A 14,428-nucleotide genomic window follows, 5' to 3' on the forward strand; every position below is an offset into this window, starting at 1 on the left:
TTTGCGACTATCGGGCGGATCAGACGCCCCGCCAAGACCCTTCGCGACGTTTTCGGTCGCTTTACGACGGGATAGGGCCAGCGCCGACCGCGCCGCGCACCATGTTCCAGTAGATCTCCTCGACCCGGTCCGCCGACAGGCGCCCGCCTTCGCGATACCAGGTGTTAACCCCGGTCAGCATCGCGATGACCGCCAGAGTGGCCAGTTTTGTGTCGGGCAGCGTGAACGCCCCGGCCTGCGCCCCGTCGCGCAAGATGCCCTCCAGCTTGTCTTCATAGCGGCGGCGCAGGGCTTCGATCACCGCGAAATTGTCGGGTGTCAGGTTGCGCAGCTCCATATATGCGATGAACACCGCGTCGGGGCGGTCCAGGTGAAACCGGATGTGAAACCGGGTGAAAGCTTCCAATTGCGCCAGATGATCACCCATGGGCGCCACCGCATCCCAGGCGGCCAAAAGCTCATCCATATGGGTTTTCATCAGGTCAAACAGCAGGCTTTGCTTGTCCTTGGTGTAAAGATACAGCGCACCCGCCTGCACCCCGACCTCGCCCGCGATCTGGCGCATCGACACGGCGGCGAAGCCGTGGCGCGCGAACAGGCTGAGCGCTGCGTCGCGCACTTTCGGGCCTGTGATTTCGCTGTGTGATCCGGTTTTGCGTGCCATGCGCCCTGAATAACTGAACAAGCGTTCAGATCAAAGCGAAATGCGGGCATCAATGCGCGGGAACCGCTTGCCCCGGCTGGGTGGGGGGCGTTATGGTCGCGCCAGGTAAACAGGACCGGTATCGTGCATCGTCTCGCCCTTTTCGTCACCCTTGCGGCTGTCACCGCCTGCGCCGATGCGCCGGTTCTGGACGCACGGATCAGTGACCGGGCGCGCGCGGCGGAGTATCCGGTGATTGTGCCGTTGGGCCCGCTGCTGGCCTCGGTGCCCCCGACGCAGGAAGATTATGGCATCGGCACACTGGCCGACCGCGCAGCAGCCTTGCGCGCGCGCGCTGCTCGGCTGCGGGGCGCCATCGTCGACCCGACCACCCGTGCCCGAATGCAAGCCGCATTGGCACGCCACGGCGGTTAACCCTGCGGTTTACTCCCACGCCCCATTGCCCCGCCTGCCCGCATTGGGTAACAAACCTTTCGAACACATCGACGACGGAGACCGACATGACACACCCCCTTCGCCTTGGCATCGCCGGATTGGGCACCGTCGGCATTGGCGTCGTCAAGATCGTGACGCAACACGGCAAGCTTCTGGAGGCCCGCACCGGTCGCCCGATCGAAATCAGCGCGGTCAGCGCACGCTCGCGCAGCCAGGACCGCGGCGTGGACCTGTCCGGTTTCGCCTGGGAGGACGACCCGGTGGCCCTGGCCACCCGCGATGACGTGGATGTCTATGTCGAGCTGATGGGTGGATCTGACGGCCCCGCGAAAGCCTCGGTCGAGGCGGCGGTTGCCGCGGGCAAGCACGTGGTCACCGCCAACAAGGCGCTGCTGGCCCACCACGGTCAGGAACTGGGCGAAGCCGCCGAGGCCGCCGGGGTCATGCTGCGGTTCGAAGCCGCCGTGGCCGGGGGCATCCCGATCATCAAATCGCTGACCGAAGGTCTGGCGGGCAATGAAATCACCCGCGTGATGGGCGTGATGAACGGCACCTGCAACTACATCCTGACCCGGATGTACGACGCCGACCTGCCCTATGACGTGGTGTTCGAAGAGGCCAACCAGCTGGGATACCTCGAAGCCGATCCGACGCTGGACGTGGGCGGGATCGACGCAGGCCACAAGCTGGCGCTGCTGGCCTCGATCGCCTTCGGCACACAGGTGAATTTCGACGCGATGGAGCTGGAAGGCATCGAGCGCATCCAGATTGAAGACATCGAACAGGCCGCCGAAATGGGATACCGCATCAAGCTTCTGGGCGTGGCGCAGATGACCGGCCGAGGGCTGGAACAGCGCATGTCGCCCTGCCTGGTGCCTGCAACCTCACCTCTGGGGCAGTTGGAAGGCGGCACCAACATGGTGGTGGTCGAAGGCGACAGCATCGGCCAGGTGGTTCTGCGCGGCCCCGGCGCGGGTGAAGGTCCGACGGCAAGTGCTGTGATGGGCGACGTGATCGACCTGGGTCGTGGCCTGTCGATCCCGACCTATGGCCAGCCCGCCAACACCCTGCGCCCGGTGCGCGGCGTGAAGGCCACGAAACCCGCGCCCTATTATTTGCGCCTATCGCTTCAAGACAAACCCGGTGCACTGGCCAAGGTCGCCGCGGTGCTGGGCGAGGCGGGCGTGTCGATCAACCGGATGCGCCAACATGGCCATGACGACAAGACCGCGCCGGTCACCATCGTCAGCCACAAAACAACCCGCGACAACCTGGACGTGGCGATCGCCGGGCTGGAGGCCACTGGCGTCATGGCCGGTCACCCGGTCGCGATCCGCATCGAAGAAGTCTAAACCAGCCCCGGCGGGCGCGCTCCGCCAGACACCTGGTAGCCCAATCAGGCTTGCCCCGCCCCCGTGCGGCGACTAAACCCTGATGCAACAGGATTTTACCTCAAAGGACCCTCTCTCATGGCCGACAAAGTCGTTTTCGCTGACCGCATGCTCTCGTTGGGTCTTGCCCGTGTTTCCGAAGCCGCCGCGATGGCCTCGGCCACGCTGGTGGGTCACGGGGACGAAAAGGCCGCCGACCAGGCCGCCGTGACCGCAATGCGCGAACAGCTCAACATCCTGGACATTCAGGGCGTCGTGGTGATCGGCGAAGGGGAACGCGACGAGGCGCCGATGCTGTATATCGGCGAAGAGGTCGGCACCGGCGAAGGCCCCGCTGTCGACATCGCGCTGGACCCGCTGGAGGGCACGACCCTGACCGCGAAAGACATGCCCAACGCGCTGACCGTGATCGCGATGGCGCCGCGCGGCACACTGCTGCATGCGCCCGACGTCTATATGGAAAAGCTGGCGATCGGGCCGGGCTATGAAAAGGACGTCGTGTCGCTTGAAATGTCGCCCTCCGAGCGGGTGAAGGCGCTGGCCGCCGCCAAGGGCTGCAAGACCACCGACATCACCGTCTGCGTCCTGGAACGCCCGCGTCACGAACAGATGATCGCCGACATCCGCTCCACCGGTGCTGCGATCCGGCTGATCACCGATGGCGACGTCGCCGGTGTGATCCATTGTGCCGAGCATGAGATCACCGGCATCGACATGTACATGGGCCTGGGTGGCGCACCCGAGGGCGTGCTGGCCGCGTCCGCGCTGAAATGCATGGGCGGGCAGATGTGGGGGCAGCTGACCTTCCGCAACGACGACGAACGCGGTCGTGCGGCCAAGGCGGGCATCACCGATCTGGATCGGATCTATTCGCGCGACGAAATGGTCACTGCTGATGTGATCTTTGCCGCCACCGGCGTCACCGACGGGTCTGTCGTCGCGGGCATCAAGCGTGAGCCCGGTTACCTCACCACCGAAACCATCCTGATGCGGTCAAAAACCGGATCGGTCCGGCGCATGATCTACCGCAACCCGGTGTCGGCGATCTGATGACGGAACCGCGCGCGCTGATCCTGGTTGATATCCAACAGGGGTTCGATGACCCTTACTGGGGTGCGCGCAACAATCCGGGGGCCGAGACGAACGCAGCAAAGCTTCTGAACGAATGGCGGGCCCGGTCGTGGCCCGTCTTTTTCATTCAGCACCTGTCGACCAATCCCGACAGCCCCTTGCACCCCGACCAGGGCAAAACCGCGATCCATCCGCTGGTGGCGCCGCTGCCCGGGGAACCGGTGCTGACGAAATCCGTAAACTCGGCCTTCATCGGCACGACGCTGGAGCAGGACCTGCGGGCCGCGGGGATCACCGCGCTGACGATCTGTGGCCTGACCACGCCCCATTGTGTGTCGACCACCGCGCGCATGGCCGCCAACATGGGGTTTCAGGTCGATCTGGTCCATGACGCCTGCGCCGCCGTGACCGCCAATGTCGACCCCAGCTGGCGTAACAGCGCCGCGCGCCCCGACCCCAAATTCATTCACCAGGCCGCGCTGGACCAGCTGAACGGCGAATTTGCCCGGGTGATCGCGACCCACGAGGCACTGGGATGAGCGATTTCCTGAATGTCGCCACCTCGCTGACCGGTCGACGCTGGGTTGGACCGGGGATCGAGCTGGAGCGCGCCGCCGAAGCGATGGCGCAGACAACCGCCCTGCCCGCCCCGGTCTGCACCGTGCTGGCGCGGCGCGGCGTCGATCCAAGTGAAGCGCAGAGCTTTCTGGAGCCCACCTTGCGCGATCTACTGCCCGACCCGCGCGGGCTGAAGGACATGGAACGCGCCGCCGCGCGGGTGCTGGCGGCACTGGACAAAGGCCAACGCGTGGCGATCTTTGCCGATTACGACGTGGACGGTGCCACCTCGGCGACCCAGCTGATCGACTGGTTTCGCTTTTTCCAGCGCGACGTCACGCTCTATATCCCGGACCGGATCGACGAAGGCTATGGCCCCAACATCCCGGCGATGGAAGGGCTGGCCGCGGATCACGACCTGATCATCTGCGTCGATTGCGGCACGCTCAGCCATGAGCCGATCGCGACCGCCAATGCCAAGGGCGCCGAGGTGATCGTGCTGGACCACCACCTGGGCGGCGAGACGCTGCCGCCCGCGCTGGCGGTGGTGAACCCGAACCGCCAGGACGAGGCCGACGCGCCGGGCTATCTGTGTGCCGCCGGGGTTGTGTTCCTGTTGCTGGTCGAACTTGGGCGGCGTCTGCGCGAGGCTGGACGTCCCGGCCCCGACCTCATTGCCATGCTGGACCTCGTGGCGCTTGGCACCGTCGCCGATGTGGCCCCCCTGATCGAGGCCAACCGTGCCTTCGTGCGTCAGGGGTTGAAGATCATGGCGCGGCGCACCCGCCCCGGGCTTGTGGCGCTGGGGGATGTCAGCCGTATGAACGAAGCACCGAAACCCTACCACCTGGGCTTTCTGCTTGGCCCGCGCGTGAACGCCGGTGGGCGGATCGGCAAGGCCGACCTGGGCGCGCGACTTCTGGCCAGCACCGACGCGCATGAGGCGCGCGCGATCGCCGACCGGCTGGATGAGCTGAACACGGAACGGCGCGAGATCGAAAGCCAGGTGCGCGACGCGGCGCTGGCACAAGCTGAGAACCGCGGGCTGGACGCCCCGCTGGTCTGGGCGGCAGGCGAAGGTTGGCACCCCGGCGTGGTCGGCATCGTCGCCTCGCGCCTGAAAGAGGCCACCAACCGTCCCGCCGTGGTGATCGGCTTTGACGGCGACGACGGCAAGGGCTCGGGCCGCTCGGTGTCCGGCGTGGACCTGGGCGCCTCGATCCAGCGGCTGGCCGCTGACGGGCTGATCGAAAAGGGTGGCGGGCACAAGATGGCCGCAGGCCTGTCGCTGTCACGCGACCAGCTGGAGCCTGCGATGGCGCGGCTGAGTGAGCTGCTGGCGAAACAGGGCGCGGGGCTTGGCGGGCCTGTCGATCTGAAACTTGACGCGCTGTTGATGCCCGGCGCGGTGACGCCCGAACTGATCGACCAGATCGAGGCCGCCGGCCCCTTCGGCGCCGGCGCCCCCGGGCCGCGTTTCGCGTTTCCCGACATGGTCATCCATTTCACAAAACGGGTTGGCACCGGACACCTGAAGGTCAGCTTCGGCGACGGGTTGTCGGCGCGCATGGACGCCATCGCTTTTGGCGCGTTCGACAGCGACCTTGGCCCGGCGCTGGAGGGTCACAACGGCGCGCGCTTTCACCTTGCCGGGCGGCTTGAGCTCAACTCCTGGCAAGGCCGCGTTACCCCACAACTGCGCCTGGAAGACGCCGCACAGGAGGGCGCCTGACACGCGACGAAAAAAGTTGATCAAAGGCGTAAAAACCCTCTTGCGCCCCAACGCCGCAATCACTAGAACCCGCTTCACCGACCAAGTGGCCCGTTCGTCTATCGGTTAGGACGCCAGGTTTTCAACCTGGAAAGAGGGGTTCGATTCCCCTACGGGCTGCCACTTCTTCCCAAAAACATCAGTATTACATCCGGCCGCTGGCGGCGGTTTTGTGTTGTGATGTCGCCGGCCATCGGGCGGTTTTACCACGACAGGTTCAGCCCCACACTGGCCTCAAGCCCGAATTTCCCCGAACCGCCGTCGGTCAGCGGGGTGCGATAGCGGCCAGTTGCGAAAAGCGCGGCGCCGGAGGGCAGTGTGGCCTGGCTGGACAGGCCGAATTCCGCCCAGGTGTCAGGGCCCGAGGCGCTGAGTGAAGTTCCGGCGACCTCGACCTCGGTCGCGCCCGCGAAGTCATGCAGCAGATTGCCGGTCAGGCGTAGATCGACCCCGTTCAGAACCGGCAGGGAGGCGGCAAGTTGCCAGTCCACCCCCAACCGTCCGGTCAAGGCTTGGCTTTGCCCCAGCGTGACCGAATTGCCCATCGCATCGGCCTCGATCGCCCCGGCATTCGTGCGCGACCAGTTCAACGCCGCTTGAGGGATCAGCGCGCCACCCCCGGCAAGAATGAAGCGGTGACCCAGTTCAGCGCTCAGGGCCACTGCAGTGGATTTGTGCGCCTCGACCAGTTGACCGCCGGTGCTGGAGGTGATGTCGGTGGACAGCCAGGAGATCTGCCCCTGCAGGTCCAGAAAGATGCCACCAAAGCTCTGCCAGCTGGCGCGCGTGCCAAGCCCATACCCCGTCGTGTCGATCTGTCCCTGGCCGGTCGCGCCGCCGATCCGGGCCGTGGACATTCCCCAATGCGCCATCGCCCCCAGCTCCCAATGCCCCGCTGATCCGCCTTGCGCGATCAGGTCATATCCAGCGTGCAGACCGAAAGAGCGACGCCTGATCATTTCCGCCCCTGATCGCGTGGCCAAAGTCGTCGCTTGCCACCCGCTGCTCATCTGCAGCCACGCGCCCCGCGCCCCATCAACCGAGCTCCATATCTGGCTGGCCTGCCGTGTCGCGCGGTCAGGCAGGTTGGTAAAGCTCAGCAGCATAGCCGGGGTGGCCTCATAGCTTGACGCAGTCACTGAAAACCTGTTGGCCAAAAGCCATTTTGCCCCTTCGCGCTCAAGGTCATAGCTGAAAACACCGGACTGGATCGGCCCGCCCAACAGGGTAAAATCATCCTCATCGGTGGCACCCGCAACCTCGATTACCACGATGTCGCCCCCAGTGGCGGGCAGCTGCGCGGTATCGGCCACGCCGAGCAAAAACCGCCCCTGCACATCGCCGCCAATACGGATCTGGTCGGCCTGATCGCTGGCAAAATCCGCATCGATGAATAACGTGCCTGTGCCGCTCAGGTCTCCATTTATCTCGATCTGATCGCCCGTCACGCCGTTTTGCGCGGTAACCGCGCCATCGCTGTGAAGGTCACCGCGCAAGGTTACGTCGCCAAAACCCAAGTCCAGGATCGCGGCGCTGCTAAGCTCAACCCTGCCAGCCTCAAGCGCGCCGGGGCCGATGCCCAGCCGGGTGGCGCCCCCCAGCGCGATGCGGTCCCAGCCAATCAGGTCCAACGCCGCAACCGTGTCTGCCGTGTTGTCAAAGTGCAGAAAGTCGTTGCCATCGCCGCCGTCAAAAAGGGTCACGCCGCTGATATCCGACCCGGCGAAGTGCAGGCTGTCGTTGCCACCACCCAGCCGGATCGCGCCGTCGACATACGCCCCGGCAGCCACGGTGACCTGACTGGCACCGTCACCCGTAGACAGAGCCGTGGTACTGCCGTGCAGATGCGCGCCATCGCGCAGATCCAGCTGGGAAAGGCCGCCTGTCTGCGCTTGCAGATCGATCCCGACCTGCCCCGTGATCCCGCCCTCAAGTGTAACCGCCGTTCTGCCGCTGCCGGTATTCACCGCCTTCAGGCCGATGTCGCGCGCGCTGATCGTGCCGCGGCCAAGCGTGATTGCGATGTCGCCCGCGCCGCCCTGCGCCAACGCCAGAACGCCGCTGCCGGTGTCAGCGCGTATGTCGCCCGAACCCTGAAGTGCGATATCCGCGCCCGCCGGTGCGCGGACCACCACCCCGTCCTCTCCCCCGATCACGTCACCGCCAAAACTTACCCTGGCCGTGCCGCTGCCAAGGTGGCTTAACGCAATGCCGTCTATGCCTCCGGTGACCGTGCTCAGGGCCGTTACGCTCACCTCGCCGCCCGACAGATGGGTTAGTGAGATGCCCGTCCCAGCGGTGCCCCACACCGTGCCGGTCGTGGTGACGTGCGCTGCGCCACTGCCGCTTTGGATCAAGGCTACGCCGTCCTGCCCAGCCAAAACATCAGAGGCCTGTATCGTGGCCGTAGTTGCGCCCGCCCCGTTGGTCAGGGTGATGCCCTGCCCGGTGCTGCCCGTCACGCTCCCGTTTGCCATGATCTGCGCCGCGCCGCCCACGTTCAGTGCTGTAATACCGTGGATCTGCCCCGGAACCGGTTGGCCTGTGGTGGTGGTGATGCTCACCCCGCCGGGACCATTGTTGTCGGCATGGATGGCCGTGCCACTTGCCGCCGTGACCGCACCGCCGGTGGTAAGGCTCAGACCGCCCGCGCCCCGGTTGGACAAGTTCATGCCAAAGCTCTGTCCGGAGATGGCACCTGTGCCGGTGCTGACCGTAAGGTCACCCTGCGCGTAGGCCCCGGTGTGTGCATTGATGCCGATGCGACCACCACCAACCACAGGACCCGCGCCGGTGGCGATGGCAAGGCCGCCATACCCCATCTGGGCGCCATAGATCCCGTCCCCAAGGTCCGATCCGGTTCGCCCCAGCGCGGTGAGGGTGATATCGCCGCCGTGGCCATAGGCATAAATCCCCTGACCGCGCCCATAGCCCCAGGCCGATGCATGGCTGGTGATGGCGACTGACCCCGCCAAGGGCGGACCGGGCCAACCTTTCTGAACCACGATGCCAGACCCGGTACCGGCAACATTGCCGTAGGTGTCCACCTCGACCGGGCCGTCATAAATCGATTGCACCGTGACACCCGTACCAGAGGTGAACAGGCCCGCCGTGCCCCCAAAAATGTCACCGCTGGTGCGCAGGGTGACGGCACTGTTCCAGCCATAAGAGGTGACCACAAGGCCATCACGTGCGCCACGGATCGGCGCGGCGTGTTCGTCGTTGATTGTCACCGCACTGACGCCGTCCGCACCGTCGATTTGCAATGCGACCGGGTCTGTGGTCATCAGGCCAAAACCCGGCGCGGTCGTGACGCTCATCGCCCCGGTGTGGGCGTACAGATTTGCGCCTAAATCCGCTCCCGGCAGCCCCGCACACAGCCAATCACCGGAACCCGCCGGTGCACAGGTTCCTGCGATCCCCGGCCCAACACCACTGAACGGGGTTGCAATGGCAAAACCCAACGCCAAAGCGCGTGCGGTGTTCTGAAAACTCCCTGTCAGTTGGCAGCCAAGGCTGGGAGCATAGCTTACTGCGCGTCCCGCCACCTTGGCCATGCGCCCGCCGCGCAGGGCGACGTGGCCCAGTACCCGGGGGGCGTGGCCCGGATTGGCGATTGGCGTGATCGCCCCCGTTTTCATGCTTCTTGCCCAGACAACATCCCTGACCCCGGCCCCTGGTGTCGTGGCGTATCCGGCCCTCGGCCGCGCGAGCACTAGACCCATGGTTGCGCGGATGCGCCTGGCGGACACTCGACAGCGCCAGATATCCGACAGGCCCGCCCGTACGCGTGCCGGACACCCCTGCGGGCAAGGTAACACAGGTTGAAATAAATACAACCCTACCGTGTTATCATCACTTTATGCTCTTCTTTCGCTTGCGTCCGAGCAGGCAGATCAACGCCTAGACAGGCCCGTCGCGCTTGTGTCGCACCCTGGGCAGGTCACCGGCCGGGCAGGCCTGCAACCGATGCTTCTTTGTCGCCGTCGACCAAGGCTGCACTGAACATCGTGGCCTGGGCCCGGCCCCGATCTTTTGACGCATAAAGCGCGATATCGGCATCTTCCAGCATGCGTTCGGCGGACGGAACCGGGTAGCAGTTCGACCGCACCATGCCGATAGAGGCCGAGATACGGCAGAACTCGTCGCGGTACGGCACCGGTTCTTCAAGCCGGCGGATAATACGACGCGAGATGGCCATCAACCGCACCTCATCCGTCATGCCGGGAAACAGCAGCACAAACTCGTCGCCCCCAACCCGTGCCACCAAGTCGTCGTCGCGGGTTTCTTCAACAAGGATGCGCGCCACTTGCTTCAGAACCAGATCGCCCGCCGCATGGCCAAGCGTATCGTTCACCGCCTTGAAGAAATCGAGGTCGAGATTCATCAGCGTGAACGGAATGTCGCGACTGATCAGACGGTCCAACGCCTGATCCAGCGCGCGCCTGTTGTGCAGACCGGTCAGCGTATCCGATGACGCCTCGGCCTCAGCTTCGCTTTTCTGACCGTGCAGCTTGTGCGCCAGCTTGTTGCTGGCCTCCATCGCGGCGGATTTCGCTTCGACCAGATACAGCATTTCCAGCGTCAAGTCGGTCGGCGCGAAATCGGAGCCGGCCAGGTCATAGCGTTTCACCGCATCGAGGATCGTGATGCCGAAGCTGAAGTTCAAAAGCACGCCTTCCTGCCCCGGAAGGCAGGCGGCAACACCGATCAGCTGGGTCTTATGTTCATCGCGCAGCCGAACATAGACTTTGGCGCCTTGGTGGGCGAAAACCGCCTCCATACTGTCGATATAGCGCGGCCGACGCAGTTCGAAGGTTCGAAAAAAGGACTGCCCGGTCAAAGGCTTGCCCGGTCGTATCTTGGCCAGAGTGGGACCGGCGTGCAAGATCACACCCGTGCTGTCGACCAGCACATGCATCGGCATCATGTGGTCCAGCGCGGCATGGCCCAGCTGGATTGTTGGCAGGGTTGTCATCACGTTCATGCGCCCGCCCCCGCCGCCAGATCGAAATTCTTTCCTTCGTGAAATGCGGCGTCCAGAAGCCGGATAGACAGGGTCGCGTTGATCCCATCGCGCCCTTCATACTCCAGCAAGGCCAATGCGCCGTAATCGTCCGCCAACGCCCGCAGCGCCCCCAGAAGCACATGACCAAAGCCGCCTTCGGAATGCGAAACCCGCAGGGCAAATTCCCCAGCGCCCCGGTCGACAAGCTCCAGATCCGGCAGGTCCAGATCGGGCACCGCCAGATGCGCCCGGCCAGGCAGGTCGTCCAGCGAATGCAGGAAATCCAGATAATCCACCCCGCCAAAGCGCAACAGCCGCCGCACACGTTCCGACCGCGCATCCGCCACCAGGTAGGTGCCGAAATCCTCCAGCAGATCCTCGCAGGTTCGGTCCAGCCGGGCCGCCACGGCCAGCGTCACCGCCCGCGTGACGGCATTGTCATAGCGAAACATCGGCTCGAAACTCTCGTATCCGAGATCCAGTTCCTGCATCACACTGTCCCAAAGCTCGATGCCATAGGTGTCGCGAACAAAGTTCTCCAACGACCTGTTGATCAGACCGTGCATATCTCTCACCCTCAGTCACTCACAGCCTGAACCCTAGGGAACAGGTGTTAAGAAACGGTGTGGGCCTCTCCGTTCGGATAGGTGCAAGGGTCAGAAATCCGTGGGCGCGCCGCCTTCTTCTTTTCGTTTTGCAACAAATGCCGCCAATTCCTCGCGGATCGCCGGGTCCATCGGTGGGGCTTCGAACTCCTCCAGGATGGCCTTGAATTTCTGATGCGCCCGTTCCGGGGTCCAGACGCTGCCGTTCGCCTCCCAGCCTTCGTAATTGGTCCAGTCGGACAGGAACGGCTGGTAAAACGCGGTGGTATAGCGGTCCTGGGTGTGCTGGATGCCGAAAAAGTGCCCGTCATTGCCTACATCCCGGATTGCCTCCAGCGCGATGTCGTCGGGGCTGGTGGCCCAGGTGACCGGCTCCAGGTAGCGCTGGATCTGCTGGATCACCTCGCAATCCATGATGAATTTCTCGGGGCTCGCGATCAGGCCGCCTTCCAGCCAACCCGCCGCGTGATAGACCATGTTGGTGCCCGATTGCACCGCGGCCCACAGGCTGTTCGAGGTTTCCCACATCGCCTGCCCGTCCGGCACATTGGCCGCACAGACGCCCGAAGACCGCAGCGGAAGGTCATAAAACCGCGCCATCTGCCCCGTCATCTGCGTCGCGCGCATGTATTCCGGCGTGCCGAACGCAGGGGCACCGGTTTTCATGTCAACGTTCGAGGTAAAGGTGCCGATCGCACAAGGCACCCCGGGATTCACGTATTGCGCCAGCGCAATCGCGCACAGGCCCTCGGCCAGCGACTGCGCCACCGCGCCTGCCATCGTTACCGGCGCCATCGCGCCCGCAAGCGTGAAGGGCGTCACCACCAGCGCCTGTCCGCGCCGCGCCAGCCGCAGCCAGCCGTCCATCATCGGGAAATCGTGCTTGAGCGGGCTGGTCGAGTTGATGTTGGTATACATCTTCGGGCTGGCGTCGAACTCCGCGTGGCTGTGCCCGCCGGCGATACGCACCATCTCCATCACGTCCTCGACACGTTCTCGCCCCAAGGAATAGGCATGGGCGACCTTGTCGGTCAGGGTCAGCTTGTCGAAAAGCACGTCCAGATGGCGCACGCTTGCGTGAATATCCACAGGCTCGACCGGATAGCCGCCGACGAAATGGATGCAGTTGAAATACTGGCTGAGTTTCAAGAGGTTGGCGCATTGTTCACGGGTGCCGGGCACTTTTGATCCGAGCTCCAGATCCCAGTAATTTGGCGGCGAACTGACGTTGCCGAACAGGATATGACCGCCGCCGATGGTGATCTTGCGCTCCGGGTTGCGCGGGGTGATGTCGAACTGGCTGGGGGCCTTGGCGACCATTTCCATCACCCAGTCGCGGCCCATGCGCACGTTGTCGCCGTCGATGATACAGCCTGCGTCCTTCAGGATCGCCAGCGCCTCGGGGTTCAGAAACTCGATGCCGATCTCTTCCAGGATGCGCATCGCGCCGTCGTGGATCGCCAGCACGCCCTCCTCGCTCAAGGGCTCGGTCGGCTTGTCGTGGTTGACCGGCAAGCGCCAGGGCATCTGCTGGATCGCGCCAGTCGGGCGGGCATGGCCTGCACGGCCTCCGGCGCGGCGGCGTTTCGGTCTGTCTGCGCACATGGGTGGGCCTCCTGCTGGTTGCCCTCAGGATCAGCCCCGACCGCGCCCCGCGCCAATGTATTTGCGACCGAATGCGTCGTTTTTGGCGTTCAGCCCGCCAACCAACCGGGCAAATGGCCGATATCAGGCAGGACCACGTCGGCGAATGGGGTCAAAACCTCGGCCGGGGCCAGGCCGGTCAGCACGCCGACCACCTGCATCCCCGCCGCACGACCTGCGTGCAGGTCGTGCAGGCTGTCGCCCACCATAACCACGCGCGAAGGGTCCAATGCCAGGGCATCCACAAAGCCCAGGCACATGCCAGGCCCCGGCTTGGCCCCGTGGCCGCTGTCATAGCCCGCGATGAAGTCGAACCTGTCGGTCACCCCCGCCGCCGCCAGATGTGCCCGTGCGGGCGCCTCGGCGTCGTTGGTGGCCACGCCCAGCTTCAGCCCCAGCGCGCGCAGACCGTCCAGAAACGGGGCCAGCGCCACCGCCTCGGCCTGGGGCGCGTTCGCGGCCTCGTCATTGATGAGGGTTTCAAGCGCGACCGGGTCGAGGTCGACATGCGGCGTCAGCGCCTCGACCACTTCGCCCGGCGTGCCCGCGATGACGATTGAGCCCGGATCGAACGCATTCGCCGCATAATCATAGCCGATTGCGGCCCCGATTGCCGTGGCGCGCGCGACGTCCCGGTCACACAGCCGGTCCAAAAACGCCCGCGCCCAGGCCTCCCAGGTGGCACCGAACTGAAACAGCGTGCCGTCCTTGTCGAAAAGTATCCCGTCTGCGCGCATCCTGGCCCCTCCTGTCTGTGTCCGGCCCAGCCATAGCGCAAAATGGGCTGGTTGACAGGGGCGGAAATTTGATTGACATTGTCAACCATGTCACCCCGCCCACCCTATCGCCTGCATGATGCCATCGGCTACCAGCTGACGGTCACTGCGCGGATGCAGGAACGCCGGTTCGAGGCGCAGCTGAAAACGCTCGACCTGACACGGATCACCTGGTGCGTGCTTCTGGCGGCCCAGGACGAAGGCCTGTGCCACCCGTCCGACATCGCCGCCTTCATCGGCATCGACCGCACCGCCACGTCGCGCGCTTTGCGCCAAATGGAGGGCGCCGGACTGATCACGCGGGGGCTTGGTGACAACGACCGGCGCACCACCCGTGTCACCCTGACCGATCTGGGCCGCGCCCGACTGGACCAGGCCGTACCAATGGCGCTGGCCAGTCGCAATGCCACTGAAACTCAGCTGACCCCACAGGAATTGGCAGACCTACGCCGCCTGCTGACCAAACTGCGCGCGGGCGACGACGCCCCGTTGACCAAGCTTTGAA

At 64.8% G+C, this 14,428-nt stretch carries 12 protein-coding genes and 1 tRNA gene; 7 read left to right on the forward strand and 6 right to left on the reverse strand.

All coding sequences use genetic code 11. From position 1 onward, the window contains the following. Positions 1-61 precede the first annotated feature (61 nt). Entirely contained in the window at positions 62-664 is a 603-nt protein-coding gene (locus MN188_RS04220) for a TetR/AcrR family transcriptional regulator (RefSeq protein ID WP_242106347.1), read from the reverse strand. 123 nt (positions 665-787) lie between these two features. Between MN188_RS04220 and MN188_RS04225 the strand changes: the two genes are divergently transcribed. The 6 genes from MN188_RS04225 to MN188_RS04250 all read left to right on the forward strand — a co-directional run bounded on the left by MN188_RS04225 (position 788) and on the right by MN188_RS04250 (position 6,013). Then, positions 788-1,078, forward strand: coding sequence for a hypothetical protein (locus tag MN188_RS04225; protein WP_242106348.1), 291 nt, complete (start codon positions 788-790; stop codon positions 1,076-1,078). A gap of 86 nt (positions 1,079-1,164) precedes the next feature. Continuing rightward, positions 1,165-2,451, forward strand: a complete 1,287-nt coding sequence (locus MN188_RS04230; protein ID WP_242106349.1) for a homoserine dehydrogenase — start codon at positions 1,165-1,167, stop codon at positions 2,449-2,451. A 117-nt stretch (positions 2,452-2,568) separates the two neighbouring features. Further along, positions 2,569-3,540 carry a class II fructose-bisphosphatase gene (glpX, locus tag MN188_RS04235; RefSeq protein WP_242106350.1) on the forward strand — a complete coding sequence of 324 codons (972 nt, stop codon included), beginning with the start codon at positions 2,569-2,571 and terminating at the stop codon, positions 3,538-3,540. Beyond that, on the forward strand, positions 3,540-4,100 hold the full coding sequence (locus MN188_RS04240) for a cysteine hydrolase family protein (RefSeq protein ID WP_242106351.1): 561 nt from the start codon (positions 3,540-3,542) through the stop codon (positions 4,098-4,100). Before glpX ends, MN188_RS04240 begins: the two co-directional genes overlap by 1 nt. Beyond that, a complete protein-coding gene (recJ, locus tag MN188_RS04245) occupies positions 4,097-5,851 on the forward strand; it encodes a single-stranded-DNA-specific exonuclease RecJ (protein WP_242106352.1) in 1,755 nt (584 codons plus the stop codon). The genes MN188_RS04240 and recJ overlap by 4 nt, the downstream gene beginning before the upstream one ends. An 87-nt stretch (positions 5,852-5,938) precedes the next feature. Next, a tRNA-Glu gene (locus tag MN188_RS04250) sits at positions 5,939-6,013 on the forward strand. A gap of 80 nt (positions 6,014-6,093) precedes the next feature. On the opposite strand, the gene MN188_RS04255 is transcribed toward MN188_RS04250, so the two are convergent. From MN188_RS04255 to MN188_RS04275, 5 genes are all read right to left on the reverse strand, one after another. After that, on the reverse strand, positions 6,094-9,531 hold the full coding sequence (locus MN188_RS04255) for an autotransporter outer membrane beta-barrel domain-containing protein (protein WP_242106353.1): 3,438 nt from the start codon (positions 9,529-9,531) through the stop codon (positions 6,094-6,096). 302 nt (positions 9,532-9,833) lie between these two features. Next, positions 9,834-10,877 (reverse strand): diguanylate cyclase domain-containing protein, encoded by a 1,044-nt coding sequence (locus tag MN188_RS04260; RefSeq protein ID WP_242106354.1) that lies wholly within the window; start codon positions 10,875-10,877, stop codon positions 9,834-9,836. Beyond that, complete coding sequence (locus MN188_RS04265; protein WP_242106355.1) at positions 10,874-11,464, reverse strand: heme NO-binding domain-containing protein; 591 nt, start codon at positions 11,462-11,464, stop codon at positions 10,874-10,876. The genes MN188_RS04260 and MN188_RS04265 overlap by 4 nt, the downstream gene beginning before the upstream one ends. A gap of 90 nt (positions 11,465-11,554) precedes the next feature. Next, on the reverse strand, positions 11,555-13,108 hold the full coding sequence (locus MN188_RS04270; protein ID WP_242106356.1) for a trimethylamine methyltransferase family protein: 1,554 nt from the start codon (positions 13,106-13,108) through the stop codon (positions 11,555-11,557). Between the two features lie 89 nt (positions 13,109-13,197). Then, on the reverse strand, positions 13,198-13,884 hold the full coding sequence (locus MN188_RS04275) for an HAD family hydrolase (protein ID WP_242106357.1): 687 nt from the start codon (positions 13,882-13,884) through the stop codon (positions 13,198-13,200). A gap of 87 nt (positions 13,885-13,971) precedes the next feature. Here MN188_RS04275 and MN188_RS04280 point away from each other — a divergent pair, with 87 nt between their 5' ends. Then, positions 13,972-14,427: a MarR family winged helix-turn-helix transcriptional regulator gene (locus tag MN188_RS04280; protein ID WP_242106358.1), complete on the forward strand. Its 456-nt coding sequence runs from the start codon at positions 13,972-13,974 to the stop codon at positions 14,425-14,427. The last annotated feature ends 1 nt before the right edge of the window (position 14,428 follow it).

The sequence above is a fragment of the Aliiroseovarius subalbicans genome (assembly GCF_022678625.1).
Lineage (GTDB): Bacteria > Pseudomonadota > Alphaproteobacteria > Rhodobacterales > Rhodobacteraceae > Aliiroseovarius_A > Aliiroseovarius_A subalbicans.